The organism is Pseudomonas sp. Choline-02u-1, from assembly GCF_002836515.1.
Classification (GTDB): Bacteria; Pseudomonadota; Gammaproteobacteria; order Pseudomonadales; family Pseudomonadaceae; genus Aquipseudomonas.
The window spans coordinates 249649-275367 of record NZ_PJBC01000065.1 but is presented as its reverse complement, the minus strand read 5'-3'; the positions used below and the strand labels follow the sequence as shown (position 1 = coordinate 275367).

At 60.7% G+C, this 25719-nt stretch carries 26 protein-coding genes; 11 read left to right on the top strand and 15 right to left on the bottom strand.

All coding sequences use genetic code 11. The features are described 5' to 3' along the window. Positions 1 to 115: 115 nt before the first annotated feature. The 5 genes from CXF97_RS22815 to CXF97_RS22795 form a co-directional block, all read right to left on the bottom strand. Entirely contained in the window at positions 116 to 1348 is a 1233-nt protein-coding gene (locus tag CXF97_RS22815) for an MFS transporter (protein WP_101161323.1), read from the bottom strand. Further along, positions 1341 to 2318 carry a diiron oxygenase gene (locus CXF97_RS22810; protein WP_101161320.1) on the bottom strand — a complete coding sequence of 326 codons (978 nt, stop codon included), beginning with the start codon at positions 2316 to 2318 and terminating at the stop codon, positions 1341 to 1343. The genes CXF97_RS22815 and CXF97_RS22810 overlap by 8 nt, the downstream gene beginning before the upstream one ends. After that, positions 2315 to 3388: a SagB family peptide dehydrogenase gene (locus tag CXF97_RS22805; RefSeq protein ID WP_101161317.1), complete on the bottom strand. Its 1074-nt coding sequence runs from the start codon at positions 3386 to 3388 to the stop codon at positions 2315 to 2317. Before CXF97_RS22805 ends, CXF97_RS22810 begins: the two co-directional genes overlap by 4 nt. Positions 3389 to 3838: 450 nt before the next feature. Further along, positions 3839 to 5035, bottom strand: coding sequence for a class I SAM-dependent rRNA methyltransferase (locus CXF97_RS22800; RefSeq protein ID WP_101161315.1), 1197 nt, complete (start codon positions 5033 to 5035; stop codon positions 3839 to 3841). A 146-nt stretch (positions 5036 to 5181) separates the two neighbouring features. Continuing rightward, positions 5182 to 5721, bottom strand: coding sequence for a type 1 glutamine amidotransferase domain-containing protein (locus tag CXF97_RS22795; protein WP_101161312.1), 540 nt, complete (start codon positions 5719 to 5721; stop codon positions 5182 to 5184). Positions 5722 to 5949: 228 nt separating this feature from the next. Here CXF97_RS22795 and CXF97_RS22790 point away from each other — a divergent pair, with 228 nt between their 5' ends. The 3 genes from CXF97_RS22790 to CXF97_RS22780 are packed head-to-tail and all read left to right on the top strand — an operon-like array spanning position 5950 to position 7967. Further along, complete coding sequence (locus CXF97_RS22790; protein ID WP_178081229.1) at positions 5950 to 6762, top strand: HDOD domain-containing protein; 813 nt, start codon at positions 5950 to 5952, stop codon at positions 6760 to 6762. A 12-nt stretch (positions 6763 to 6774) separates the two neighbouring features. Next, complete coding sequence (gene mutM / locus CXF97_RS22785) at positions 6775 to 7587, top strand: bifunctional DNA-formamidopyrimidine glycosylase/DNA-(apurinic or apyrimidinic site) lyase (protein WP_101161307.1); 813 nt, start codon at positions 6775 to 6777, stop codon at positions 7585 to 7587. Positions 7588 to 7643: 56 nt separating this feature from the next. Then, positions 7644 to 7967 carry a multidrug transporter gene (locus CXF97_RS22780; RefSeq protein WP_101161304.1) on the top strand — a complete coding sequence of 108 codons (324 nt, stop codon included), beginning with the start codon at positions 7644 to 7646 and terminating at the stop codon, positions 7965 to 7967. Between the two features lie 61 nt (positions 7968 to 8028). Here CXF97_RS22780 and CXF97_RS22775 read toward each other — a convergent pair whose 3' ends face one another. From CXF97_RS22775 to CXF97_RS22755, 5 genes are all read right to left on the bottom strand, one after another. Beyond that, positions 8029 to 8280, bottom strand: a complete 252-nt coding sequence (locus tag CXF97_RS22775; protein WP_003195146.1) for a YfhL family 4Fe-4S dicluster ferredoxin — start codon at positions 8278 to 8280, stop codon at positions 8029 to 8031. Between the two features lie 151 nt (positions 8281 to 8431). After that, positions 8432 to 8911, bottom strand: a complete 480-nt coding sequence (coaD, locus tag CXF97_RS22770; protein WP_003229157.1) for a pantetheine-phosphate adenylyltransferase — start codon at positions 8909 to 8911, stop codon at positions 8432 to 8434. Between the two features lie 115 nt (positions 8912 to 9026). Further along, the gene (locus CXF97_RS22765) at positions 9027 to 10622 is read right to left on the bottom strand and encodes a GMC family oxidoreductase (protein ID WP_101161301.1); all 1596 of its coding nucleotides are present in this window, start codon (positions 10620 to 10622) and stop codon (positions 9027 to 9029) included. 75 nt (positions 10623 to 10697) lie between these two features. Continuing rightward, positions 10698 to 11243, bottom strand: a complete 546-nt coding sequence (locus CXF97_RS22760) for a twin-arginine translocation pathway signal protein (RefSeq protein WP_101161298.1) — start codon at positions 11241 to 11243, stop codon at positions 10698 to 10700. A gap of 29 nt (positions 11244 to 11272) precedes the next feature. Beyond that, entirely contained in the window at positions 11273 to 12703 is a 1431-nt protein-coding gene (locus CXF97_RS22755; protein WP_101161296.1) for a coniferyl aldehyde dehydrogenase, read from the bottom strand. Between the two features lie 147 nt (positions 12704 to 12850). On the opposite strand from CXF97_RS22755, the gene CXF97_RS22750 reads away from it, so the two are divergent. Both CXF97_RS22750 and CXF97_RS22745 read left to right on the top strand, forming a co-directional pair. After that, positions 12851 to 13522: a TetR/AcrR family transcriptional regulator gene (locus CXF97_RS22750; RefSeq protein ID WP_016772708.1), complete on the top strand. Its 672-nt coding sequence runs from the start codon at positions 12851 to 12853 to the stop codon at positions 13520 to 13522. 31 nt (positions 13523 to 13553) lie between these two features. Next, complete coding sequence (locus CXF97_RS22745) at positions 13554 to 14408, top strand: sulfurtransferase (RefSeq protein WP_101161293.1); 855 nt, start codon at positions 13554 to 13556, stop codon at positions 14406 to 14408. Positions 14409 to 15051: 643 nt separating this feature from the next. On the opposite strand, the gene CXF97_RS22735 is transcribed toward CXF97_RS22745, so the two are convergent. The 4 genes from CXF97_RS22735 to CXF97_RS22720 all read right to left on the bottom strand — a co-directional run bounded on the left by CXF97_RS22735 (position 15052) and on the right by CXF97_RS22720 (position 19569). Then, entirely contained in the window at positions 15052 to 16053 is a 1002-nt protein-coding gene (locus CXF97_RS22735; protein WP_101161288.1) for a hydrolase, read from the bottom strand. 63 nt (positions 16054 to 16116) lie between these two features. Then, entirely contained in the window at positions 16117 to 16731 is a 615-nt protein-coding gene (rsmD, locus tag CXF97_RS22730) for a 16S rRNA (guanine(966)-N(2))-methyltransferase RsmD (protein ID WP_101161286.1), read from the bottom strand. Continuing rightward, positions 16731 to 18221: a pitrilysin family protein gene (locus CXF97_RS22725; RefSeq protein ID WP_101161283.1), complete on the bottom strand. Its 1491-nt coding sequence runs from the start codon at positions 18219 to 18221 to the stop codon at positions 16731 to 16733. Before CXF97_RS22725 ends, rsmD begins: the two co-directional genes overlap by 1 nt. Next, a complete protein-coding gene (locus tag CXF97_RS22720) occupies positions 18214 to 19569 on the bottom strand; it encodes a pitrilysin family protein (protein WP_101161280.1) in 1356 nt (451 codons plus the stop codon). The genes CXF97_RS22725 and CXF97_RS22720 overlap by 8 nt, the downstream gene beginning before the upstream one ends. Before the next feature lie 345 nt (positions 19570 to 19914). Between CXF97_RS22720 and ftsY the strand changes: the two genes are divergently transcribed. From ftsY to rpoH, 4 genes are all read left to right on the top strand, one after another. Beyond that, complete coding sequence (ftsY, locus tag CXF97_RS22710) at positions 19915 to 21405, top strand: signal recognition particle-docking protein FtsY (protein WP_101161274.1); 1491 nt, start codon at positions 19915 to 19917, stop codon at positions 21403 to 21405. After that, the gene (ftsE, locus tag CXF97_RS22705; protein WP_003229148.1) at positions 21402 to 22073 is read left to right on the top strand and encodes a cell division ATP-binding protein FtsE; all 672 of its coding nucleotides are present in this window, start codon (positions 21402 to 21404) and stop codon (positions 22071 to 22073) included. Before ftsY ends, ftsE begins: the two co-directional genes overlap by 4 nt. Then, positions 22070 to 23095: a permease-like cell division protein FtsX gene (ftsX, locus tag CXF97_RS22700; RefSeq protein WP_101161270.1), complete on the top strand. Its 1026-nt coding sequence runs from the start codon at positions 22070 to 22072 to the stop codon at positions 23093 to 23095. Before ftsE ends, ftsX begins: the two co-directional genes overlap by 4 nt. Before the next feature lie 115 nt (positions 23096 to 23210). Continuing rightward, on the top strand, positions 23211 to 24065 hold the full coding sequence (rpoH, locus tag CXF97_RS22695) for an RNA polymerase sigma factor RpoH (protein ID WP_016772717.1): 855 nt from the start codon (positions 23211 to 23213) through the stop codon (positions 24063 to 24065). A 150-nt stretch (positions 24066 to 24215) separates the two neighbouring features. Here rpoH and mtgA read toward each other — a convergent pair whose 3' ends face one another. Continuing rightward, positions 24216 to 24938: a monofunctional biosynthetic peptidoglycan transglycosylase gene (gene mtgA / locus CXF97_RS22690; RefSeq protein ID WP_101161268.1), complete on the bottom strand. Its 723-nt coding sequence runs from the start codon at positions 24936 to 24938 to the stop codon at positions 24216 to 24218. Positions 24939 to 25012: 74 nt separating this feature from the next. On the opposite strand from mtgA, the gene CXF97_RS22685 reads away from it, so the two are divergent. Together CXF97_RS22685 and thiS are read left to right on the top strand one after the other, a co-directional pair. Further along, entirely contained in the window at positions 25013 to 25393 is a 381-nt protein-coding gene (locus CXF97_RS22685) for a DUF423 domain-containing protein (protein WP_101161265.1), read from the top strand. Positions 25394 to 25464: 71 nt separating this feature from the next. Continuing rightward, entirely contained in the window at positions 25465 to 25665 is a 201-nt protein-coding gene (gene thiS / locus CXF97_RS22680; RefSeq protein ID WP_178081225.1) for a sulfur carrier protein ThiS, read from the top strand. The last annotated feature ends 54 nt before the right edge of the window (positions 25666 to 25719 follow it).

The window sequence follows — 25719 nt, the reverse complement described above, 5'->3', positions numbered from 1 at the left end:
CCGCCGGGGATGAATGGCGATGAATGAGGCGATTCTACACCGCTGGCGTCTTGAGGGAATGGCGTAAAACATTGTTCCCGTGCCGAAGAGGCTTGCGTAATGACGACTGGCAAGGTCAATGGTCGCCTCCCGGCACTACCGGATTGCTGTGCAGTTTGCTGGCGCGCCGGCCAATCGCGCTGTTGAGCAACAGGGATATGCCGCTGAGCACCACAAAACCGTAACCCAGCGTCGCTTGCAGGTTGGCCGGGCCGAGGCTGATCAGGGCACTGACCAGCCCGCCACAGATAAAGATGATGGTACTTCCAGCTGATGCCGATGCTCCGGCATTTTCGGCAAACAGGCTCATGGCGCGGGAGGTGGCCGGTGGCCGAGAAATGGTGGTACCCGCGGTGCAGATCAGCATTGGAACCAGCACCGTCGCAGCTGACAGCTCATGATTAGTGGCCAGATAGAGCATCACCAGACCCGAGAGCAGGATCAGACTCAGCCCGGTGAAAATCTGCTGTTGCGCATCGATAAGCCGGTTCAGCACGCTGGCGAGCAGGCCGCCGAGGACATAAGCGCCGCCATAGATCAGCAGAATCAAAGCGAAATCGTAAGGCGCCATCTGCAACTGCTCCATGAAGATCAGCGGCGATGTGACGATGAAGGAGAAGTGGCAGGCGAAAGCGAATGCGGAAATCAGCCAATAGCCGACAAACGGGAAACTACTCAGCACCAGTCTGTAGGACTGAATGAAGCTCAGGTGTGGACCGTTCTGAACAGGCCGGCTGTTGTCGAGCAGTCGCCAGGTTTTGACCAGAACCACCGCTGCAAGGGCGATAAACACCCAAAAACTGCCGCGCCAACCAAGGGTTGCCTGCAGAAACGTGCCCGCCAGCGGTGATACCGAAATGAAGATGCCTGTCGCTGTGACCATCAGGATCCGCAGCCGATCACGTTCGTGGTCTTCGAACAGATCCTGCACCAGCGCCTGAGACAGCACGAAGCCCCCGCACCCCATCGCCTGCATCAGCCGGAAAACCAGGAACAGTATGTAGTCGTTGCTCAGCGCGCAGCCGAGGGCGCCGAGCAGCGACACGCTCACGCCTCCCAGCAGCAGACCCTTGCGCCCGATCATGTCGGACAACGGGCCGATCAACAGTTGGGCAAACGCGATGCCTAAGGCGAACAGGCTGATCGATAGTGCGATGTCGCTCGGCGAACGACCAAAATGTGCCGCCAACGCCGGGAAGGAGGGCAGCAGTACGTCCAGCGGGAATACGCCGAGCAGGATCATTGCCAATAACAGGCTGACGGCACCGCGCTGTCGTTGATGGGTTACGACACGGCTGTGGTCATTCATCGAGCAGTCCCGCCTTGGCGAAAAGGGTCAGGTTATGGGGCAGCGCAAAAAAACCCGCCTTGTGCAGGGCCTCCAGGGTGGATTTGGAGCCGGCGCGGGCACGCTCACGGCTGGCCTGCACCGTTGCCATGGCGCCGACAATCTCTTTCATGTCGGTTTCGGCAATACCGGCCGAGCGCAAGCTTTGTTGCAGCCAGCTTTCATCGACTTCGAAGAAAATCGGGATGATCTCCACAAGGATCCTGGCGGCGAACAAACGCTGGCGACTGTTCATCGCAATCCAGAAGTAATGGAAGGCTTCAGCAAAGTAATGGCTGTGCCGGGCTTCGTCGGCAAGATGGTCACGCAGCATGTCGTTCACGCTGGACACCAGCGTGTTGCGGCACACATCGAGCAACTCACGGGCAATGATGGTTTCCGAGACGAAGCCGAGCAGAAACCAGGCCAGCGCACGGTTCTTTTCCGGTGCGCGCGCGATCAGAGCGTTCATGCGGGTGATCCGCTTCGGAATGACGGGTCGCCGGGTGATGCAGTAGTGCGCGGCGATCTGCTCAGCAATCTGGTTGGAAAACAGTGCGTGATATCCCTCATCGGTGTACAGCTGGAGCGCAGCGTGCTTCATAGGCAGCGGTATATAGATGGGCAGCTCGCGATGCACGATGACTTCCACGGCGCGGTTGACGATGCGGTGCTCAAGCAGGGTGGTGTAATCGAGGAAATACACCAGATGATTGGCAGTGAGGCGGTGCAAGGTCTCGCTACCCTTGGCCTGGATGGCCGGGTGCGCCAGATAAGGCAAAAAGGCTGGCGGGAACCAGTAGCGGGTCTGCAGTTGCTTTTCGACATCGCTCGGCAATCGATAATCATGGGTGCTACTGCGTACGGACGCGCGGCTTTCCCAGTCGGGAAGAGTGAATTTGAGCGACCATGACACCGGGGCTTCGCTCTGATCCGGCAGCGTAGAAATCAAGACGACACCCCCCACAGCAGTTCCCGCATTTCCTGGCACATGGCCTGGCCGTCGCTTTCGCCGCAACCGACGAAAAACAACGGTTGCTCGGCGCTGCCTTTGAGGCCGAGCAGGTTTTCGACCTGCGCATCGGCAAAAGCGCCGGTCAGCCAGGTATTGAGCCCCAGCGTCGTTGCAACCAGCTGGAAGGTTTGCGAAAGGTGGCCCGCCTCGATGAATGCCATGCGGTAGGCGCGCGAGTGTTCGTACTTCCACCAGAGACGATCGAACCTGGCGGTGATGAATACGCCCAACGGCAGATTGTTGATGAAGTGCTGGCCCCCGAGCATTTGCCCCAGGGCCGGTTCGGGCAAAGGATTAACCTGGCTCAAGGCGTGCTCGCCCGGATGATAGGCGTAAATTCCCGGTTCAAGCCCGACAACGTTCTGCGCCAGAACAAAACCTTCACAGGCGTTCAGCCCCCCGCCTGATGGACTGCTCCGGCGGGCCTCAAGCCCGGGTGCGACAGGATCGTCCTCGGCATTCTTGCGCGCAGGGAGATAGCCGAGAGTGAAATACAGCAGCGTGGCAATCTCTTCCAGTGTCACCGCCGCCCCGGTATAGGCGCGGCAGGTTTTGCGCTTCAGCAATGCCTGAGTCAGGCTGTCACCATTCATTGCGCCGGGTGCAGGCAAGGTGATGAGTGCCTCCACTGGGTGCTGCTTTCTGGCTGTCGCTGGTTCTGGTTTCGCCAACACTTCGCTGCAATGCGCCAGATATTGTCTTGACCACTCGTGAATGTTCTGCGGTGCATGTTCGCAGGGGATGTTCTGCGTGCCGATATGATAAATCTTCGATAATTCATCCCAGCCCCAGTTCGGACTGTCTATTTTTGAAACTGTTAGAATGCCCGCGGCCAGAAGTTGTGTGTCTATTATGTTGTTCGGGTCAAACAAGTTCGGGTTGTAGATAAGAGTGGCGAGGCGATGGGAATAATCAAGATCAAGCTCATGTTGAGTATGATTCTTGTAGTTCCAGACAACTTGTCCGGGCGGGCGCGGCAATATGAACAGGAAAGGATTGATATGCATTGATTCAGATCACTCAGGGAAAGTCTTGAGGACACCGGAGTGCCGGCACTCCCCGGCGTCCAGACTTACTTAGCGGGCGTTGGCTGCAACGAGGAAGGCCAGGTTGGCGATTTTATTTGTTTCCAGATAAACCGTTTTCATGATGTGAACTCCTTGTTCATTGAAAGTTGAGGTCGCTTCGTGGCGACAACTTCATAATAGTTTGTAATCGGATATTGGCAAGCGGATATTAAGTAGGAATATTCCAGTAATTTTGTCGGAGCGATCTATTGCGGTGGGCTAACTGTGTAGGTTTAATTTCGCTAATTAATAGGCGCGACGAAACTTCCTGCAAGGCAGTGAGAAAATAGTTGTAGGAAGAGGGCAAAACACTCACGTCGAGTGTGAATCAGCGCAGAGGGCGGGGCAAAAAAAACGGGGAGCTCGGCGGCTCCCCGTGTGCAATTGCGATCAGCTGTTGGGCAATAGCCGGCAGGTGATGCTCTTGATGTAGCGCGTTTCGGCGATGGCTGGATGCACCGGGTGATCCGGGCCCTGACCGCCACGCTCGAGCATCTGGATGTTGCGGTCCAGATGACGGGCGCTGGTCAACAGGATGTTCTGCAGATCATCTTCCGGCAGATGCATCGAGCATGAAGCGCTGACCAGAATGCCGTCCTTGGTGAGCAGGCGCATGGCTTGCTCATTCAGACGACGATAGGCGCCTTCGCCGTTCTTCATGTCTTTTTTACGCTTGATGAAGGCTGGCGGATCGGCAACGATCACGTCGAAACGCTCTTCGCTGGCCTTCAGTTCCTTCAGCGCTTCAAAGACATCGCCTTCGATGCAGGTCATCTTGTCGGCAAAGCCGTTCAGCGCAGCGTTGCGCTCGACGCCGTCGAGGGCGAATGCGGACGCGTCGACGCAGAACACTTCGCTGGCGCCGAATGCAGCGGCCTGCACACCCCAGCCACCGATGTAGCTATAGAGGTCGAGTACGCGTTTGCCTTTGGCGTACGGTGCCAGGCGTGCGCGGTTCATGCGGTGGTCGTAAAACCAGCCGGTTTTCTGGCCTTGAATGACCGGCGCTTCGAACTTGACGCCGTTCTCCTCCAGCGCGACCCATTCCGGCACCAGACCGAACACGGTTTCGACATAACGGTTGAGGCCTTCGGCGTCCCGGGCGGCGGAGTCATTCTTGAAAAGAATGCCGCTTGGCTTGAGCACCTGAGTCAGCGCGGCAATCACGTCGTCTTTATGCGCTTCCATGATCGCCGAGGCGATCTGCACCACGAGGATGTCGCCGAAACGATCGACCACCAAGCCCGGCAGCAGGTCGGAATCGCCGTAGACCAGGCGGTAGAACGGCTTGTCGAACAGACGCTCGCGTAGCGACAGCGCGACATTCAGGCGATGTACCAGCAGCGACTTGTCCAGGGCCAGTTTGATATCGCGCGACAGCAGGCGCGCGCAAATCAGGTTGTTCGGGCTCATGGCGACGATGCCCAACGGCTTGCCGCCGGCGGCTTCCAGCACCGCCTGATCACCGGCCTTGAAGCCGTGCAGAGGCGTGGCGGCCACGTCGATTTCGTTGCTGTAGACCCACAAGTGGCCGTTGCGCAGGCGACGGTCGGCGTTGGCTTTGAGGCGCAGGCTAGGCAGGGACATGACGTCGCTCCGGAAAAAAGAGCGGGAGTATAGCGTGTTGAGGTTTGCGCTGGGCTGAGGATGCGATGAAACGCTGACGATGCCTTCGCGAGCAAGCTCGCTCCCACAGATGAACACAAAATCCGGTGTGGGAGCGATGCCGAAGATTACGCAGCCAGTGCGTCAATCAGGGCCTGACTGAACGCCGGCACATCATCCGGCTGGCGGCTGCTGATCAGGTTGCCGTCCTTGACCACTTCCTGATCGACCCAGTTCGCGCCGGCATTGACCAGATCGTCCTTGACCGTTTTGTAGCTGGTCATGGTCTTGCCATTGACCAGTCCCGCCGAGATCAGCAGCCAGCTGCCATGGCAGATCACGGCAATCGGCTTGCCGGCCGAGGCTGCGGTCTTGACCAGATGCTGAGCGTCCTGGTCGATACGGATGGTGTCGGAATTCTGCACGCCACCGGGCAGGAGCACGGCATCGTATTGATCGACGCTCACAGCCTGGAAGGTGTTGGCGACCGGGAAGTCGTCCGCCGGTTTGTCATGGTTCCAGCCTTTGACCGTGCCGGTCTCGGCCGACAGGATATCGACCTGCACGCCGGCCTGCTCCAGGGCATCCTTGGGACCGGTCATTTCGACCTGTTCGAAACCATCGGTAACCAAAATAGCGACGCGTTTGCCATTGAGGGAAGTTGCCATCGGTAAGCTCCTGAGTCTGTGGAGATTTTGCCTTCGCAGCGAACCGTCGAGGTCCGATGCGCCCTACAGAGTCCGAAGCCTGTGCGCGGATGAAAGTTCCGGCGATGTGCCCATCGGTGTGTCCCCCTGCCGTTTCAGCGGTTAGAATCGCCGCCTGCCCCGGAGTGTGTACTTATGTCCCAAGAGCTGACCACCGAACAGATTCAACAATCGCTGCAAGGCATCAGTGTGCCGGCGCAACCGCAGATCATGGTGGATCTGCAAATGGAGCAGTACATGCCCGACCCGGATCTGGAGGTGATCGCCAGGCTGATCTCCCAGGACCCCGGTCTGTCCGGCGCGCTGCTGAAAATCGTCAACTCGCCGTATTACGGTCTGAGCAACAAGATCACCTCGATCCAGCGTGCGGTGAACCTGTTGGGCAGCCGCTCGATCATCAACCTGATCAACGCGCAGTCGATCAAGGGCGAGATGAACGACGACACCATCGTCACCCTCAACCGTTTCTGGGACACCGCGCAGGATGTGGCGATGACCTGCCTGACCCTGGCCAAGCGCATCGGCACCCAGGCCGGCGACGAAGCCTATGCCTTGGGCCTGTTCCATGACTGCGGCGTGCCATTGATGCTGCAGCGTTTCCCCGATTACATGACCGTGCTGGAGGAGGCCTACGCCAGCGCCAGCCCGGAATGCCGCGTGGTCGATACAGAGAACCGTGTGTTCAACACCAACCACGCCGTGGTCGGTTACTACACGGCCAAGTCCTGGCGCCTGCCGGAGCATGTCAGCGCCGCCATCGCCAATCACCACAACGCGCTGGCGATTTTCAGCGACGAATCGTCGAAAAACAGCCAGCTGAAAAACTTGCTGGCGATTCTGAAAATGGCCGAGCACATCTGCGCCTCTTACCGGGTGCTGGGCAACCAGAACGAAGATTTCGAATGGAATGCGGTCGGCCCGCTGGTGCTCGATTACGTCGGTCTGTCTGACTACGATTTCGAAACACTCAAACAAACGATTCGCGACCTCGGCGCGCATTGATCCGAGGACACCATGCCTGAACTGCCGGAAGTCGAAACCACCCGTCGCGGGATCGCCCCGCACCTGGAAGGCCAGCGGGTCAGCCGGGTCATCGTCCGCGACCGGCGTCTGCGCTGGCCGATCCCGGAAGACCTGGATGTACGCCTTTCCGGGCAGCGAATCGTGCTGGTCGAGCGGCGCGCCAAATACCTGTTGATCAACGCCGAGATCGGCACGCTGATCAGCCATTTGGGCATGTCCGGCAATCTGCGTCTGGTCGAGGCCGGGTTGCCGGCATTGAAGCACGAGCACGTCGACATCGAACTGGAATCGGGACTGGCCCTTCGCTACACCGATCCGCGGCGCTTCGGCGCGATGCTGTGGAGCAACGACCCGCTCAATCACGAGCTGCTGATTCGCCTCGGGCCGGAGCCGCTGACTGATCTGTTCGATGGTGAAAGGTTGTACAAGCTGTCACGCGGACGTTCGATGGCGGTCAAACCTTTCATCATGGACAACGCGGTGGTGGTCGGGGTCGGCAATATTTATGCGACCGAAGCGCTGTTCGCTGCGGGCATTGATCCGCGCCGCGAGGCGGGTGGTATCTCCCGTGGGCGTTATCTGAAACTGGCGATCGAGATCAAACGAATCCTCGCCGCCGCCATCGAGCGTGGCGGTACCACGTTGCGCGATTTCATTGGCGGTGATGGTCAGCCGGGCTATTTCCAGCAGGAGCTGTTTGTCTACGGCCGCGGCGGTCAGCACTGCAAGGTCTGCGGCACCGGCCTGCGCGAAGTGAAGCTGGGCCAGCGCGCCAGCGTGTTCTGCCCGCGCTGCCAGAGCTGAAAAAATCCTTGGGTCTATAGTGAGAAGTCTCACTGTGCAGCCCGAAGGATCGTGCCATGAAAGTCCTGCAAGTCTTCTCCGTCACGCTGCTGCTGTGTTCCAGCCTGCTCGTTCAGGCCTCGGAAAACGGCAGCGGTGACCCGCGTTACACCATTCAGAATCCCCCGGCCTACGCCATGCTCGGTGATTTGCTGATTGCCCGGCCTTTGCTGGTGGTGGCCACGGTAATCGGTGCGGGAGCATTTGTGGTGTCGTTGCCGTTTACCGCGTTGGGCGGCGGTGTCGGCGATGCCGGGCAGGCGCTGGTGGTTGACCCGGCGAAAGCGGCGTTCATGCGGTGTCTGGGGTGTACGGGGGAGGGGTTCGAGCAGCGCGAGTGAAGGACAGGATCAAAAGATCGTCCGAAGGCTCGGGCCGCGATCGGACGATCTTTTTAGCGATTCAGGCCTTGCCGGTGATCTTGCGGTACTTCTCCATCAACTGTTCTTCAGTCTCCGGATGGGCTTCGTCCAGTGGAATGCAATCCACCGGGCAGACCTGCTGGCACTGCGGTTCGTCATAGTGGCCGACGCACTGGGTGCACAGGTTCGGGTCGATCACGTAGATCTCTTCGCCTTGGGAGATGGCGGCGTTCGGGCACTCGGGTTCGCAGACGTCGCAGTTGATGCAATCGTCGGTAATGATCAGGGACATGCTAACTCCAGCCGGGGCGGCAGGCCCGGGCGCTATAAATCAATGCGCGCAATTGTGCCGCATTGGCGAGCGCTGTGCACGCGGGGGCGATCAAGGGCACGAGATTGCAATCTTTAAAAGCAAAGATCGCAGCCCGAGCCTTCGGCAGCTCCTACTTTTTAAAGCGTAGGGTCAGCGCGTCGGCCACGGCCGGGTGGACGAACTTGCTGATGTCGCCGCCCAGCGCGGCAATTTCCCGGACCAGCGTCGAGGAAATGAACGAATAACGCTCGGACGGCGTGAGAAACAGGCTCTCCACATCCGGCGCCAGTTGGCGGTTCATGTTGGCGAGCTGGAATTCATATTCGAAGTCTGACACCGCTCGCAAACCACGCAGGAACACGTTGGCGTTCTGCTCTTTGGCGAAGTGCGCAAGCAGCGTCGAAAAACCGACCACTTCTACGTTCGGCAGGTGTTTAGTGACCTCGCGAGCCAGTTCGACCCGTTGTTCCAGCGGGAACAGCGGGTTCTTTTTCGGGCTGGCGGCGACCGCAATGATCACGTGATCGAACAGGCGCGAGGCGCGTTCGACCAGATCGCCATGGCCCTTGGTAATAGGGTCGAAGGTACCTGGGTACAACACTCGGTTCATCGCGTCGTCCTGGCGGGAGTCCGTTGGGGAGTCGGATGGTATCGCAGCCTTCCCGGTCGGCCAAGTCGCCTGTTGGGTAAGAAAGCACTATAGACGATAGGAATATTCTGCTTTTTCATGGATTTTTCAGTCGGTCAGCCAAGGCTGTCGCCAGTTGCGCGGTCAGACCATACACCGACAGCTGCGGGTTGGCGCCAATGCTGGTGGGGAACAGCGAGCCGTCGTGAATCGACAGATTCCTGAGCTGATGATGGCGACCGAGGCTGTCGGCGACCGCGCTTTTCGGATCTTCACCCATTGCGCAACCGCCCATGACGTGGGCACTGCCGAGTCGCGTGCGGTACAGCTCCAGGCTCAATCCATCGATCATTGAGCGCGCCTCGGCGAGTGTCTTCACATAACGACCATCGGCATGCATCGGCATGACCGCTTGCGCACCGCCAGCGAACTGAATGTCCGCCATGACATGAAAGGCCCGACGCAACCCGTCCCAGGCGTATGGCGAGACTTGATAGTCGAGCACCGGCGAGCCGTCGCCGCGCAACTCCACCGAGCCACCGCTGCTGTCCGGATGGAAGCCGTCGCGCAGCAGCGCCAGCATTGCGTGGGTGTGCGGCAGATCAGCCATGTGTTGCGCGTTCTCCCCACCAGAACCACCGAGCAGCGTCGCCGCCAGCGCCGGGTGCAGCGGTGGCACTTCGAGTTTGAACGCCATCGGCCCGGTAGTGCCGTCCTTCCACTGGAAATGATCGGAATAGATTGACTGCGGCGCGCCGTAGAACGGATTAACCACGTCGGCGAAGCGCGCGGCGGACATGTTCACCGGGTGCAGAAAAGTACGCTTGCCTGCCCGCTCATGCGGATCCGGCGCGTCAGAGCGCAGCAACAGCGCCGGGCTGTTGATACCACCGCCGGCCAGCACGTAATGCCGAGCCTTGACGGTGATGCTGCGCCCGGTCGGCTCGACGCAGCGTTCGTCCATCGCCACGCAATGCAGACCGGTAACCTTGTCGCCGCTGATGAGCAGTTTCTGCACCCGCGCCAGATACAGCAGCTCGCCGCCCTTTTCCAGCGTCGCCGGGATGGTCGTGACCATCATCGATTGCTTGGCGTTGCTCGGGCAGCCCATGCCGCAATAGCCGAGGTTCCAGCAGCCGCGCACGTTGCGTGGAATCACATGCCAGCTGTAGCCGAGTTGCTCGCAGCCTTTGCGGATCACGTCGTTGTTGGCGTTGGGCGGCACCGTCCACGGCGCGACGCCCAGGCGCTGCTCCATTTTTTCGAACCACGGCGCCATCTCTGCCGGGCTATGGCCTGTGACGTTGTGCTCGCTGGCCCAGTGTTCGAGGGTCGGCTCGGGCGTGCGGAAACTCGAGGTCCAGTTGATCAGCGTCGTGCCACCGACCGCGCGCCCCTGCAGGATCGTGATCGCGCCGTCCTTGCTCATGCGCCCGATGCCTTCCTGATACAGGCTGCTGTAGGCCTCGTCTTCGAGCAGTTTGAAATCCGAGCTGGTTTTCAACGGGCCTTCTTCGATCAGCAGGACTTTGTAGCCGGCCGCGCTGAGAATCTCTGCCGTCGTACCACCACCGGCGCCGCTGCCGATGATGGCGACGTCGGCTTCCAGAGTGAGGTCGCCGCTCAGTTGCGCGCCGTTGTAGGTTTTCCAGCCTCGGGCAAGGCCTTCGCGGAAGGGATCGGGTACGGGCATCGGTCAGGTTCTCTGGTTTTTATTGTTCTTGAGGGACTTTTCGCGAGCTCGCTCGCGAAGGCCACGCCGCCGATCTCAGACGGTCGGCGGCCCGGGATAACCGCAATGCGCCCAGGATTCAGCGCGGGTGTACCAAGCCATCATCACCATTTGCTGCAACGAGCTATGGCCCATGCGCAGCAGGTTCAGAGCACTGTTCTCCCAGCGTTCGAGGAATTGCCGCATCGCTTCGGCACTGGCGTTTTCCCAACTGCCCCAGATCCCCGTAAGCGGCCCGCGGGTCACGGCCATGCCCAGCACGTCGAACAGTTGTCGGGTGAGCTTGAGCATTTCCGGCGACAGGTGATCGAGGCTGTAGTCCAGCGACTTCAAAGTGCCGTCGACCGCTGCGGACATTTTTTCTGCGGCGACGGCGCCGTCGAGCATCAGCGGGATCAGCGCGCGCAGGAACAGCAGGTCGCCGTCGCGCAAACTGACAAAGCCGTTGGCGCTGACGCTCGACGAGCAGCCAGTCAGGCTGGCGCCAAGGCCGGCAGTGGCCAGAAATGCGGTGGCGCCGAGGCTGAATTTCAGCAGGCCACGGCGCGACAGGGTGGGGGTTTCGGTCAGGCTTGGGTGCATTGTTGTTATTACCCGGCGTCGACGAACGTTTAGCGAATGAACAGCTTCTGAATCAGTTTCTGAATTGATGTGCCGTAAGGCGGGTAGATCAGCCGCGCCGCATTGAAACGCTGTTTGATCAGTACGCCCTTGGCCTTGCTGAACGTCAGGAAACCTTCGTGGCCGTGGTAATGGCCCATCCCCGAGGGACCGATGCCACCGAAGGGCATATCGTCCTGGGCAACGTGCAGCAAGGTGTCGTTCAGGCATACGCCGCCGGAATGGGTCTCGTGCAATACGCGATGCTGTTCGCGTTTGTCGTAGCCAAAGTAGTAAAGAGCCAGAGGACGAGGCCGCTGGTTGATGTAAGCCAATGCCTGCTCCAGATCGCGATAAGGCACGATCGGCAGCAGCGGGCCGAAGATTTCGTCCTGCATCACGGTCATCTCATCGCTGACATTGAGCAGCACGCTGTGCGGCATGCGGCGCCCCTGGCCTTGCTCGAACAACGGGATCAGCAGCGCGCCTTTGCTGGTCGCGTCGCTGACGTAACCGTTGAGCCGGGCCAACTGGCGCTCGTTGATGATTGCCGTGTAGTCGGCGTTGTCGGTCAGGGTCGGGTAGAAGCCTTTCACAGCCTGACGATAGGCCTCGACGAAAGCGCCGACGCGGTCTTCCGGCACCAGCACATAGTCGGGCGCGACGCAGGTCTGCCCGGCGTTGAGGGTTTTGCCGAAGGCGATGCGTTCGGCGGCGTCCTTGAGCGGTACGTCTCTGGAGACGATGGCCGGCGACTTGCCGCCCAGTTCCAGCGTCACTGGCGTGAGGTTTTCCGCCGCAGCGCGCATGACATGTTTGCCTACGCTGGTGGAGCCGGTGAACAGCAGGTGATCGAAAGGCAGGCGCGAGAAGGCTACGCCGACATCCGCCTCGCCAAGCACCACGCAAACCAGATCTTCGGGGAAGATCCGTGCGAGCAATTGCTTGAGCAGCAGCCCGGTGGCCGGGGTCGATTCGCTGAGCTTGAGCATCACCCGATTGCCCGCCGCCAGGGCGCCGACCATCGGGCCTATGGCCAGATACAGCGGGTAGTTCCACGGCACGATCACCCCGACCACGCCCAGCGGCTGATAGACCACCTTCGCCGAAGCCGGCTGAAACGCCACGCCGACCTTGCGCCTTGAGGGCTTCATCCATTTTTTCAGGTGACGGCTGGCGTAGTGAATACCGTGCAGGCTCGGCATCAGCTCGGCGAGCAGGGTTTCGTCGGCGCTGCGGTGACTGAAATCGGTGCTGATCGCTTCGATCAATGCCTGACGCTCACTGCTGAGCAACTCGCGCAGAGCCTTGAGCCACTGTTGCCGTTGCGCAGCGGGTGGCATCGGGTGGGCGGCATACGCAGAGCGTTGCGCCTGAAACTGCCGATCAAGCGTTTCGAGCGGCTGTTGCAGGGTTTGCAGGTAGGCAACGTCGGCAGTCATCGCAGGCTCCGGATTTTATTGTAGTGAGCACTTTTTAGAGTCGATGCTCTATAAAGTCAAACGACTTCCGCGCACGTCAGTGTTTTATCCGTTTCCGGTTAGGTCGTAAGATGCGCCGTCAACGCACTCTGAATTAAAGCTCAAGCCATGGCCCCACGAATAAAAACCAGCGAGCGCATCGTTCAGAACAGCCTGGAGCTGTTCAATCAGCAGGGCGAGCGCAGCGTCAGCACCAACCACATCGCCGCGCACATGGAGATTTCTCCGGGCAACCTGTACTACCACTTCCCCAACAAGCAGGCGATCATCGCCGTGTTGTTCAGTGAGTACGAAGCCCTGGTGGACAGCTTTTTGCGTCCGCCTCAGGGCCGTCCGGCGACGGTCGAGGACAAGCGTTTCTATCTCAAGGAACTGCTCTCGGCCATGTGGCGCTACCGTTTTCTGCACCGCGACCTCGAGCATCTGCTCGACAGCGATGCGGAACTGGCCGCGCGTTATCGGCGCTTTTCCCAGCGCTGCGTGATCCAGGGTGCCGCGATCTACGAAGGTTTTGTCGCCGCCGGAATCCTGAAAATGGACCGCGTACAGATCGAATCGCTGACCCTCAACGCGTGGATCATCCTGACCTCGTGGGTACGTTTTCTGTGCACCACGCGGGAAAACTCCAACCACCTCAGCGAACAGGCCGTAAAGCGAGGCGTGTATCAGGTGCTGGTGCTGGAAGCCGGGTTTGTCACCGATCAGGCGCGCGATGAGGTCAATGCCTTGTTCGACGAGTTCTATGTGCCGCTGGCGCAGGCTCTCGAAGATGTGAAATAAACCGTTCAGCCGAATGCCACAGGAGCCCGTTATGTCGATTGCGCAGTTGATCAGCCCACAAGCACTGGACGTTCGCAAAGAGCAGCCGGGGCTGGTAATTCTCGATTGTCGTTTCGCCCTCGAAGATCCGGATTACGGCCAGCGCAGCTACGCCGAAGGGCATATTGCCGGGGCGAGTTTCGCCGATCTGGAGCGTGATCTGAGCGGTAAAGTAGAGAGGGGCGTGACCGGTCGGCATCCGTTGCCCGAGGCGGCGGAGCTGATCGAACGCCTGCAAGCCTGGGGCATCAGCAACGACAGCGATGTGGTTCTGTATGACGACGGCCCGGGTACGTATGCGGCGCGGGCATGGTGGTTGCTGGCATGGCTGGGTAAACGCGACGGTGTGTTCATTCTCGATGGCGGGCTCAAGGCCTGGCACGCGGCCGGCCTGCCGCTGAGCCTGGATCCGCCGAGCGTGACACCGGGTAACTTCAGCGGTCAGCCGGACATGCACCTGCTGCTCAGCGCCGAGCAGTTGCAGCAACGCCTCGGCCAGCCAACGCTGACTTTGCTCGACGCCCGCGCCTTGCCGCGCTTCAAGGGCGAAATGGAGCCGATCGATCCGGTCGCCGGGCATATTCCCGGCGCACAGTGTGCGGCGTTTACCGACAACCTCGGCAGTGATGGGCGCTTCTTGCCGGCGGAGCAGCTCAAGCAGCGCTTTGCCGCGAAACTGGGCGAGCGCTCTGCGTCGGAACTGGTCGCTTACTGCGGATCCGGGGTGACGGCGTGCCATAACCTGTTTGCGCTGTGCCTGGCTGGCTATCCGCTGGGCGCGCTGTATGCCGGATCGTGGAGCGAGTGGATAAACGAACCGTCGCGCGGCATTGCCACGGGCGAATAAAGTCGCTGATCCCTGTGGGAGCGGGCTTGCCCGCGAAGGCGTCGGCACATCCAACATCGCTGCCAACTGACCCACCGCCTTCGCGAGCAAGCCCGCTCCCACAATGGAATGAACTGAGCCATCCATTTTCATTCCAGCACGATCTCTGTGGGAGCGGGCTCGCCCGCGAAGGCGTCGGCACATCCAACATCGCGGCCAACTGACCCACCGCTTTCGCGCGCGAGCTCGCTCCCACAATGGAATGAACTGAGCCATCCATTTTCATTCCAGCACGATCCCTTGTGGGGGGCGGGCTCGCCCGCGAAGGCGTCGGCACATCCAACATCGCGGCCAACTGACCCACCGTTTTCGCGAGCAAGCTCGCTCCCACAATGGAATGAACTGAGCCATCCATTTTCATTCCAGCACGATCCCTGTGGGAGCGGGCTTGCCCGCGAAGGCATCGGCACATCCAGCATCACCGCCAACTGACCCACCGCTTTCGCGAGCAAGCTCGCTCCCACAATGGAATGAACTGAGCCATCCATTTTCATTCCAGCACGATCCCTTGTGGGGGCGGGCTTGCCCGCGAAGGCGTCGGCACATCCAACATCACCGCCAACTGACCCACCGCTTTCGCGCGCGAGCTCGCTCCTGCCAAGAGTTATGTTCTGCGATCTGCTGCGATCAACCACTGCGGGATACGCCGCTCCAGGTAATACCCGGGCCTGCGCATCGAGCCGTCGACGAAACCGACATGACCGCCACGCGCCTGCAGTTCAAATTGCGTGCAGGCTGACAATTCGTCGGCCTGCGGCAGGCTGTGCGGGAACACGAACGGATCGTCCGCTGCCTGAATGATCAGCGTCGGCGTGCGGATCTCACCGAGGTAGTAGCGGCTCGAGGCGCGGCGGTAGTAATCCTCGGCATCATCGAAGCCGTGCAGCGGGGCGGTAATCCGGCCATCGAAATCCCAGAACGTGCGCATGTTTTCCAGCGAACCGAGCGCCGCCAGTTTCGCCAGGCCGTCTTCGCGCCCGTCATGCTGGAACTGGCGTTGCTTGTTCTTGATGTAGGCGACCATCTCGCGCATGAAGTGCGCCTGATACACCCGCGAAAATCCCTGACCGATACGGTCCGCGCACTGGTCGAGCCTGAACGGCACCGACACTGCCACCGCGCCGAGTACGCCGCTGGCGCTGCCGGTTTCGCCAAGATGTTTGAGCAGCACGTTGCCGCCCAGTGAATATCCGACCGCGTACAGCGATGCCAACGGTCGTTTAGCGCGCAGGTGCTGGATGGCTTCGGCAAGGTCTTCGCTGGCGCCGGAATGGTAGCTGCGCGGCAACAGATTCGGCTCGCCGGAACAACCGCGCCAGTTCAGCGCGACGCTGGCCCAGCCCTGCTCGGCCAGGGCTTTTTGAATGCCCGCCACATAGGGCGAATTGGAAGAACCGGTCAAACCGTGCAGCACCAGTACCAAAGGCGCCTCGGCGCTGTGCGGGCCGTGCCAGTCGAGGTCGAGGAAGTCGCCGTCTTCGAGCCACAGGCGTTCTCGTTCGCGCTCGATGTGTACGGTGTTGCGCCACAGCGGCCCCCACAAGGTTTGCAGGTGCGGATTGCCGAGGCCGAAGGCGGGAATGAAGCGTTCTGGCGAAGGGGGCACGATGATTCTCGATGCTCGTGGCGAGGAAGCACGCTCCCTCGCCGCAGGTTGCTTGCGAGCTGGTCAGCCGGCGATGTCCGCCGTGCGCTGCCACAGCGCGTAATACACGCGACCGGATTTCTGCTCGCGGTGCAAACGCCAGTTGCCCGGCAGGCCCAGCGTCGATGGCGCTGTTTCGCTTTCAGTGTAGATCCACGAATCGGCCGCCAGCCATTGGCGCTCTTCCAGCAAAGTACAAACCGCTGGTAACAGGTTCTGGTTGAACGGCGGGTCGAGGAACACCAGATCGAACGGCGTCGCGGTCTGGGTCTCGAGGTATCGCAGCGCGTCGGCGGTTTGCACCTGGCCGTTGCTGCAACGCAAGGTGCCGAGGTGTTCTTTCAGGCTGGAAACCGCAACGTTGCTCGCATCCAGCGCCTGAGCCGTGGCCGCGCCACGAGAAAGCGCTTCGAGAAACAGCGCGCCGCTGCCAGCGAACGGGTCGAGCACTTTCGCCCCTTCGACATACGGCGCGAGCCAGTTGAACAGGGTTTCACGCACGCGGTCCGGGGTCGGGCGCAGGCCCGGTGCATCGGGAAAGCTCAGCTTGCGGCTGCGCCACTGGCCGCCAATGATGCGCAGCTGATTCACGCCGTTGTGCACGTTTTGCACAGGTTTTTTCGGTGCTCGAGTCGCCATTAATGCTCCGGAACCCCGAGCGGTTGCTCGGCAGGTTTATCAGATGGGGCCGGTAACGGCTTTTGCGGCACGGTCGGGCCAGCGGTGACGATGACCATTTTCTCCGTGCTCAGGTGTTTGTTCAGCGCATCGCGGACCTGCTCCACAGTCAGGCTCTGCGACTGACGCATGAAATCGTCCAGATAGCTCAGCGGCAGATTATAGAAGCCCATCGCGCCGAGTTGGCCAACGATGTCGGCGTTGCTGGCGGTGGACAGCGGGAAGCTGCCGGCCAGTTCGCGCTTGGCATCGTCGAGTTCTTTCTGCGTCGGCCCGGTTTTCAGGTAGTCGGTGAGCACGTCCTGCACCAGTTTCAGAGTGCCTTCGCTCATCTCGGCGCGGGTCTGCAGGTTGATCATGAACGGGCCACGAGCCTGCATCGGGCTGAACGCCGAGTACACGCCATAGGTGAGGCCACGCTTCTCGCGCACTTCGCTCATCAGGCGCGTGCCGAAACCACCGCCGCCAAGAATCTGGTTGCCCATCGACAGCGCAGCGTAATCAGGATCGTCGCGGTCGATGCCCAGTTGCGCGAGCATCAGGTTGGTCTGTTTCGACGGAAACTCGATGTGGTTGACGCTGGCCTTCGGTTCCTGCGGCGCAGCGATCTTGGCCAGCGCCGGGCCTTTCGGCAAGGCAGAGGAGACCTGATTGGCAATCGCCTCGGCTTCGGCACGCGACAAATCGCCGACCAGCGCGATCACCGCATTGCCTGCGGCGTAGGCCCTGGCGTGGAATTCACGCAACTGCGCGACGGTGATCTTCGGCACGCTTTGCGGATTGCCATCGCTGGAATGTGCGTAAGGGTGGTCGCCGTACAGACGCTTCATCAGTTCCAGGCTGGCGAGTTTGCCGGGGTTCTGTTTCTGGTATTCGAAACCGGCGAGCAACTGGTTCTTGATGCGCGCGAAGGAATCGGCAGGGAAGCTCGGTTTGCCGACCACTTCGGCGAACAGCTCAAGCGCCGGTTCGCGCTGCTCGGCAGCACTCAGGCTGCGCAGCGAGGCCAGCGCCATGTCCTTGAACGCACCGTTGCCAAAGTCCGCGCCGAGGCCTTCAAATCCTTGAGCGATGGCGCCGACGTCCTTGCCGGCGATGCCTTCGTTGAGCATGGCGTTGGTCAGCACCGCAAGGCCGGGTACGTTGCCATCCTGGCTGCTGCCAGCGGCGAAGATCAGGCGCATGTCGAACATCGGCAACTCATGGGCCTCGACGAACAGCACTTTGGCGCCTTCAGCAGTGGTCCAGGTCTGCACATCGAGCTTGCGGCTGGCCGGGGCCTTGCCGTCGAGTTCGGCCAGCGATTGCAGTTTCTGACTGGACTTGGCGTTATCCAGAGCTTCACTGGCCTGGCTGTCCGCGCTTGGCGACAGATAAACCGCTGCCGAGCCGATCACTGCGACAGCGAGCAGGCCAAGCAGCATCAGGCGTGGGGTTTTGCGCTCACTCATGAGTCGTCTCCATTGGCAGGACGTGGGCGACGCTGAGACGTTCGCGGGTGAAATACTTTTTCGCGGCGTTCTGGATGTCTTGCGGGGTCACGCTTTCCAGGTCGGCCAGTTCGGTGTCCATCAGCTTCCACGACAGGCCGACCGTCTCCAGTTGACCGATCGCGGTGGCCTGGCTGGTGATCGAGTCACGCTCGTAGACCAGGCCGGCGATGACTTGAGCGCGGACGCGTTCCAGCTCTTCGGCGGACGGCGCGGTGGTTTTCAGTTGCTCAAGCAGTTTCCACAAGCCGGCTTCGGCCTGAGCGATGGTCTTTTTCTTCTGCGTGTTTGGCGTGGCCGACAGGGTGAACAGGCTGTCGCCGCGGGTGTAGGCGTCATAGTCCGACGAGCCGCCGGAGACCAGCTCTTCGCCGCGTTCCAGTTGCGTCGGGATGCGCCCGCTGTAGCCGCCGTCGAGCAGCGCCGAGATCAGGCGCAGGGCGTTGACCGAGCGTTTGTCTTCAGCGGTAGCAATGCTCGGCACGTTGAAGCCGAGCATCAGGCTGGGCAGTTGGGTTTGTACGCGCAGGGTGATCTGGCGTTCGCCGGGCTCGGCCAGTTCCAGCGGTTTTTTCGCCGGCGGCACGGCGCGTTTGGCGACCGGGCCGAAATAGCGCTGGGCGAGGGTTTTCACTTCGTCCGGAGTGACGTCACCGACCACCACCAGCGTGGCGTTGTTCGGCGCGTACCAGGATTGGTACCAGTGGCGCAGTTCCTCGACTTTCATGCGGTCAAGGTCAGCCATCCAGCCGATGGTCGGCGTGTGGTAGCCGCTGGCCGGGTAAGCCATGGCCTTGTAGCGCTCGTAGGCCTTGGACATCGGTTTGTCATCGGTGCGCAAGCGGCGCTCTTCCTTGATGACTTCGATCTCCTTGGCGAACTCGTCGGCCGGCAGGCGCAGATTGGCCATGCGGTCGGCTTCCAGCTCAAAGGCCACGCCGAGACGATCGCGGGCCAGTACCTGGTAATAAGCAGTGAAGTCGTCGCTGGTGAACGCGTTCTCTTCGGCGCCGAGGTCACGCAGGATCAGCGAAGCTTCGCCGGGGCCGACTTTTTCACTGCCCTTGAACATCATGTGCTCGAGCGCATGGGACAGACCGGTCTGGCCCGGGGTTTCGTAGCTGGAGCCGACCTTGTACCAGATCTGCGAAACGACCACAGGCGCACGATGGTCCTCTCGCACGACGACCTTGAGGCCGTTATCGAGGGTGAATTCGTGGGTCGGTTGCGGGTCGGCCGCCAGGGCCGAAAGGGGCAGGCAGACTGCGCTGAGCAGCAGGCCAGCAGCGCGGCGGGCTAGAGCATTCATTCGATTTTCAACCTGTTGGGCTGCCCGCTTGGTCTTAGCCTAGGCGGGCGAGGAGGTGCTAGGATACTGATCCGTTTTACCGGAGACCACGCCTATGAGGTTCTGCAACCTGATAAGGCTGAATGGGTTTGCGGCACAAGGCAGCGGTTTGGCAACCAGACTCTGCGTTTTCGCCGATTTTTCGCCGGTTTAGACCATCGTAAAGACGATCCTTGAGGTGCCTTCGGTGCCTCGACAAAATGTTGCGCGTGAACAAGCTGGGTGAAACACAGTCTGTTCTGCATCGAATATTTATTTGCCGGGGCGCCCTGTTGGCGCGTCGCTACCGTGAGATAGCCGTCCTCCATGTTTGGTTCCAACGACGACAAGAAGAGCCCAGCTGCGGCTGGCGAGAAGAAAAGCCTGTTCGGATGGCTGCGGAAGAAACCGCAGGAACCCGTCGTCGAACAGCCGCCCGCGATTCCTGAGCCGGCCCCAGCGCCAGCACCTGTAATAGAAGAAGAGCCGGCGCCGATTGTGCTGCCTATCGCCGAACCGGTGTTGCAGCCGGAGGTCGCGGCCGAGCCTGAAGCGCCAGTGGCTGCGGAGTTGCCGCTGACGCCGGCCGCCGAGCCTTGGCTGACCTTGCCGGTGGCGGAAGAACCGGTGGCCTTCGTTGAAGAGGCAGCGCCGCATGTGACGCCGGCGATCCCTGAAGTGGTTGTGGAACCTGCTGTCGAGCCCGAGCCTGTGGTGGAAGCGGTCATCGAGCCGGCGCCGGTTGTTCCTGCACCAGCGGCACCGATCATTCAAGCGCCCGAGCCGGCGCCTGTTGTGGTGCCTGCGCCGGTTGTCGCTGCGCCAGTCGTGCCGGATGAGGCGGCTGCTGAGCCTCCTGTAGAAGCCCCGCGCACCGAAGAAACCAAAGCCGGTTTCTTCGCCCGTCTCAAGCAAGGCCTGTCGAAGACCAGCGCCAGCATCGGCGAGGGCATGGCCAGCCTGTTTCTGGGGCGCAAAACCATCGATGACGATTTGCTCGATGACCTTGAAACCCGTCTGCTCACCGCCGACGTCGGCGTTGAAGCCACCACCCAGATCATCCAGCGCCTGACCCAGAAAGTTGCGCGCAAGGAGTTGGCAGACGCCGACGCCCTGTACAAATCCCTGCAAGCTGAACTGGCGGCGATGCTCAAGCCGGTCGAGCAACCGCTGAAAATCGCCTCGCAGAACAAGCCGTTCGTGATTCTGGTGGTCGGCGTCAACGGCGCCGGCAAAACCACCACTATCGGCAAGCTGGCGAAGAAGCTGCAACTGGAAGGCAAGAAAGTCATGCTCGCCGCCGGTGACACCTTCCGTGCCGCAGCCGTCGAGCAATTGCAGGTGTGGGGCGAGCGCAACAAGATTCCGGTCATCGCCCAGCACACCGGTGCCGATTCGGCTTCGGTGATTTTCGACGCCGTGCAGGCCGCCAAGGCCCGTGGCATCGATGTGTTGATCGCTGACACCGCCGGTCGTCTGCACACCAAAGACAACCTGATGGAAGAGCTGAAAAAGGTGCGCCGGGTGATTGGCAAGCTCGACGCCGACGCTCCGCACGAAGTTCTGCTGGTGCTGGATGCTGGCACCGGGCAGAACGCGATCAACCAGGCCAAGCAGTTCAACCAGACCGTCGAACTGACAGGCCTGGCGCTGACCAAACTCGATGGCACCGCCAAGGGTGGGGTGATTTTCGCCCTGGCCAAGCAGTTCGGTCTGCCGATTCGCTACATCGGCGTCGGCGAAGGCATCGACGACTTGCGTACCTTTGAAGCCGAACCCTTTGTCCAGGCACTGTTTGCCGAGCGGGAGCGTTCATGATTCGTTTCGAACAGGTCGGTAAACGCTACCCGAACGGTCACGTCGGCTTGCATGAGCTGAGCTTTCGAGTCCGTCGTGGCGAATTCTTGTTTGTTACCGGTCACTCCGGTGCCGGTAAATCCACGCTGTTGCGCCTGTTGCTGGCGATGGAACGCCCGACCAGCGGTAAGCTGCTGCTCGCCGGGCAAGACCTCAGCACCATCAGCAACGCGCAGATTCCGTTTCTGCGCCGACAGATCGGCGTAGTGTTCCAGAACCACCAGTTGCTGTTCGATCGCACGGTGTTCAACAACGTCGCCTTGCCGCTGCAGATCCTCGGCCTGTCCAAGGCCGAAATTGCCAAGCGTGTCGATTCGGCGCTGGAGCGCGTGGCACTGTCGGATAAAACCGATCTGTACCCCGGCGACTTGTCCACCGGCCAGCAACAGCGCGTCGGCATCGCCCGCGCCATCGTGCATCGCCCGGCCTTGCTGCTGGCGGACGAACCGACCGGTAACCTCGACCCGCGTCTGGCGGCGGAAATCATGGGCGTGTTCGAAGACATCAACCGTCTGGGCACCAGCGTGCTGATCGCCAGTCACGACCTGGCGCTGATCGCGCGCATGCGTCACCGCATGCTGACCCTGCAGCGCGGCCGTTTGATCGGCGACGGGGAGGCCGGCGTATGAGTGCGACACGCAGTCCTAAGGTTTCCGAGCGCGTGGCCCCGAAAGCCGCCGACCCGCAACCGCAAAAGAAGAAAAAACACGACGATGACGACGGCCCGGACTTCGCCACGCTCTTCCGCGCCTGGGTCGAAAGTCATCGTGCCAGCCTGCTCGACAGCCTGCGCCGCCTCGGTAAACAGCCGATCGGCAGTTTCTTCACCTGCATGGTGATGGCCGTGGCGTTGAGCTTGCCGATGGGCCTGTCGCTGCTGCTGAACAATGTCGAACGTCTCGGCGGTTCGTGGCAGCGTGCGGCGCAGATCTCGCTGTACCTGCAACTCGACGCGACGCCGGAGCAGGGCGAGTCGTTGCGCGAGCAGATCAAAGGCATGCCCGGCGTAGCTGATGCCGAATATGTCGGCCGCGACCAGGCGCTGGAAGAGTTTCAGCAGCAGTCCGGTTTGGGCGAAGCCCTGCGTGAGCTGCCCGAAAACCCTTTGCCCGGTGTGGTGCTGGTGACACCGAACGAAGTCGACAAGGCGACACTCGAAGCATTAAGACAAAAACTTTCCGAGCTGCCCAAGGTACAACAGGCGCAACTTGATCTAGTCTGGGTCGAGCGTCTGGCCGCCATCCTCAAGCTGGGCGATCGGTTTGTCTTCGGTCTGACGGTGCTGCTGGTTTCTGCATTACTTTTGGTGATAGGCAATACCATTCGTCTTCATATTGAAAACCGCCGCACCGAGATAGAAGTGATTAAACTCGTCGGCGGCACTGACAGTTATGTGCGTCGCCCTTTCCTTTATATGGGCGCGTTGTATGGCTTCGGTGCAGGGCTGTTGTCCTGGGGTGTATTGGCGTTCGGCCTGAACTGGCTGAACGATGCGGTGGTCGGACTGGCCGGCTTGTACGGCAGTGATTTCGCCCTGGCCGGTGTGCCAGTGGCCGACGGTCTGTCGCTCTTGCTTGGCGCGGTGCTGTTGGGTTATATCGGTGCATGGATTGCAGTCGCACGTCATCTCAGGGAGCTGGCGCCGAAGTAGAATCTTTTTTGCGCGTGATTGACCTTGCGGTTTTTATGGGAACTTGTACCTGAGTTCCCGGTCAATTTTTCGCAGTGCCGAGAGGCACGAGTATGTAAGTGGGAGGTTTTTTCGTATGACCAATTCTTTGCAACCTGCATATGCGCTGGTTCCGGGTGCGAACCTGGAAGCCTACGTGCACACCGTCAACAGCATTCCATTGCTGACGCCGGAGCAGGAGCGTGAACTGGCCGAGAGTCTCTACTATGAGCAGGATTTGGGGGCGGCTCGGCAGATGGTGCTCGCCCACCTGCGTTTTGTCGTACACATTGCCCGTAGCTATTCCGGCTACGGTCTGGCTCAGGCTGACCTGATCCAGGAAGGTAACGTCGGCCTGATGAAGGCCGTCAAGCGCTTCAACCCGGAAATGGGTGTGCGTCTGGTGTCGTTCGCCGTGCACTGGATCAAGGCGGAAATTCACGAGTTCATCCTGCGCAACTGGCGCATTGTGAAAGTCGCGACCACCAAGGCCCAGCGCAAGCTGTTCTTCAACCTGCGCAGCCAGAAGAAACGTCTGGCGTGGCTGAACAACGAGGAAGTCCACCGTGTGGCGGAAAGCCTCGGCGTCGAGCCGCGGGAAGTGCGCGAGATGGAAAGTCGCCTGACCGGTCATGACATGGCCTTCGATCCGGCCGCCGAAGCCGACGACGACAGTGCTTTCCAGTCGCCGGCCAACTACCTGGAAGACCACCGGTACGACCCGGCGCGTCAACTCGAAGATGCCGACTGGAGCGATAACTCGAACACCAATCTGCACGAAGCACTGGAAGTGCTCGACGAGCGCAGCCGTGACATTCTCTACCAGCGCTGGCTGGCGGAAGAGAAAGCCACGCTGCACGACCTGGCGCAGAAGTACAACGTGTCGGCCGAGCGAATCCGTCAGCTTGAGAAGAGCGCGATGAACAAGCTCAAGTTGTCGATCGCCGCGTAACTGGCGAGCAGGCAATAAAAAACGCCCCGATCAGCGATGATCGGGGCGTTTTCATTTGGAAAATCAAAAGATCGCAGCCTTCGGCAGCGCCTACAGGTGAACCGCAATCCCATGCGGGGGCTGGCGAAGGCTGCGATCTTTGCTTTGGACTCATTCAGCCCAAGGTGCCCGCCGCGAGTCGTTCAGCCCCAGCAAGTAACTGTCTCCGCCCAGCTGACTCATCTGCTGCCGAATCCACCCGGCCCGGCGCGATACATAACCGGTCGGCCGGCTCGCGCTCCACACCCGAGGATTGGGCAGGACGGCGGCCAGATAGCTCGCCTGCTGGCGCGACAACGATTTTGCGCTCACGCCAAAGTGATGACGAGCCGCGGCTTCGGCTCCAAACACGCCGTCATCCCATTCGACGCTGTTCAGGTAAACCTCGAGAATCCGCTGTTTGGGCCAGAACACCTCGATCAACGCGGTAAACCACGCTTCCAGGCCTTTGCGCAGATAACTACGGCCCGACCACAGAAACAGGTTTTTCGACACCTGCTGGCTCAGGGTGCTGGCGCCGCGAATCGAGCCGCCCAGTTCGTTGTGAGCCAGTGCGGCCTGGATGGCGCGCAGATCGAAGCCCCAATGTTCGGGAAATTTCTGATCCTCCCCGGCAATCACCGCCACCTTCAGATCGTCGGAGATCTCGTCCCACGGCTTCCAGGTGCGCTGCAGGTCGATCGGCTCGCCGTCGACCCACGATTCAACCTTGCGCTCGACCATCAACGCCGTGCCCGGCGGTGGCACGAAGCGAAACAGCAGCACCAGCAAGACACTGCCACCGGCGAACCAGAGCAGAGCCTTAATGAGACGACGGAAAATTGAACGCAGCATAGAGATGGCTTGGCCGAACCCGTGGAGCGGGCCATTATACAGACCCTGCCGACGGCGTCTGACTGGAGTTCCCCATGCTGCGTGGCTTTTTGATGCTGGCCGCTTTTTTCGGTTTCACCGGTGTTGCGTTAGGCGCGTTCGCCGCCCACGGTCTGAAAAACCGACTGACCGCCGACTATCTGGCGATTTTTCATACAGGTGTCACCTATCAATTGGTACACGCCTTGGCACTGTTCGGTGTAGCACTGCTGGCCACGCAGGTGCAGGGCCGACTGGTCGCCTGGGCTGGCGTGTCCTTCTCGGTGGGTATCCTGTTGTTTTCCGGCAGCCTGTACCTGTTGACCATGACGGGTGTCAGCAAGCTCGGCATCATCACGCCGTTCGGTGGCCTGGCCTTTCTCGCCGGCTGGGTATGTCTCGGCCTCGCAGCGTGGCGCTTGCAGCCGACCGCTTGACGCTTGGTACTGACCTTTAGGTCATGATCGGGCTAGAATGCCAGCCCCTAAAAATGATGGCGGCGTTGTGCATGCGCATTCAATTGAACGGCGAACCCTTTGAACTGCCCGACGGCGAGACCGTTGCGGCGCTGATTACCCGCCTGGAACTGACCGGACGCCGGGTAGCAGTCGAGCTCAATCTGGACATCGTCCCGCGCAGCCAGCACGCAAATACCACGCTTAATGACGGCGACAACGTCGAAGTGGTACACGCCATCGGCGGCGGTTGATTGCCCCGGCCCGCGAGGGCACAGAATTCTGCAAGACCCTCATCCCTCAAGAGG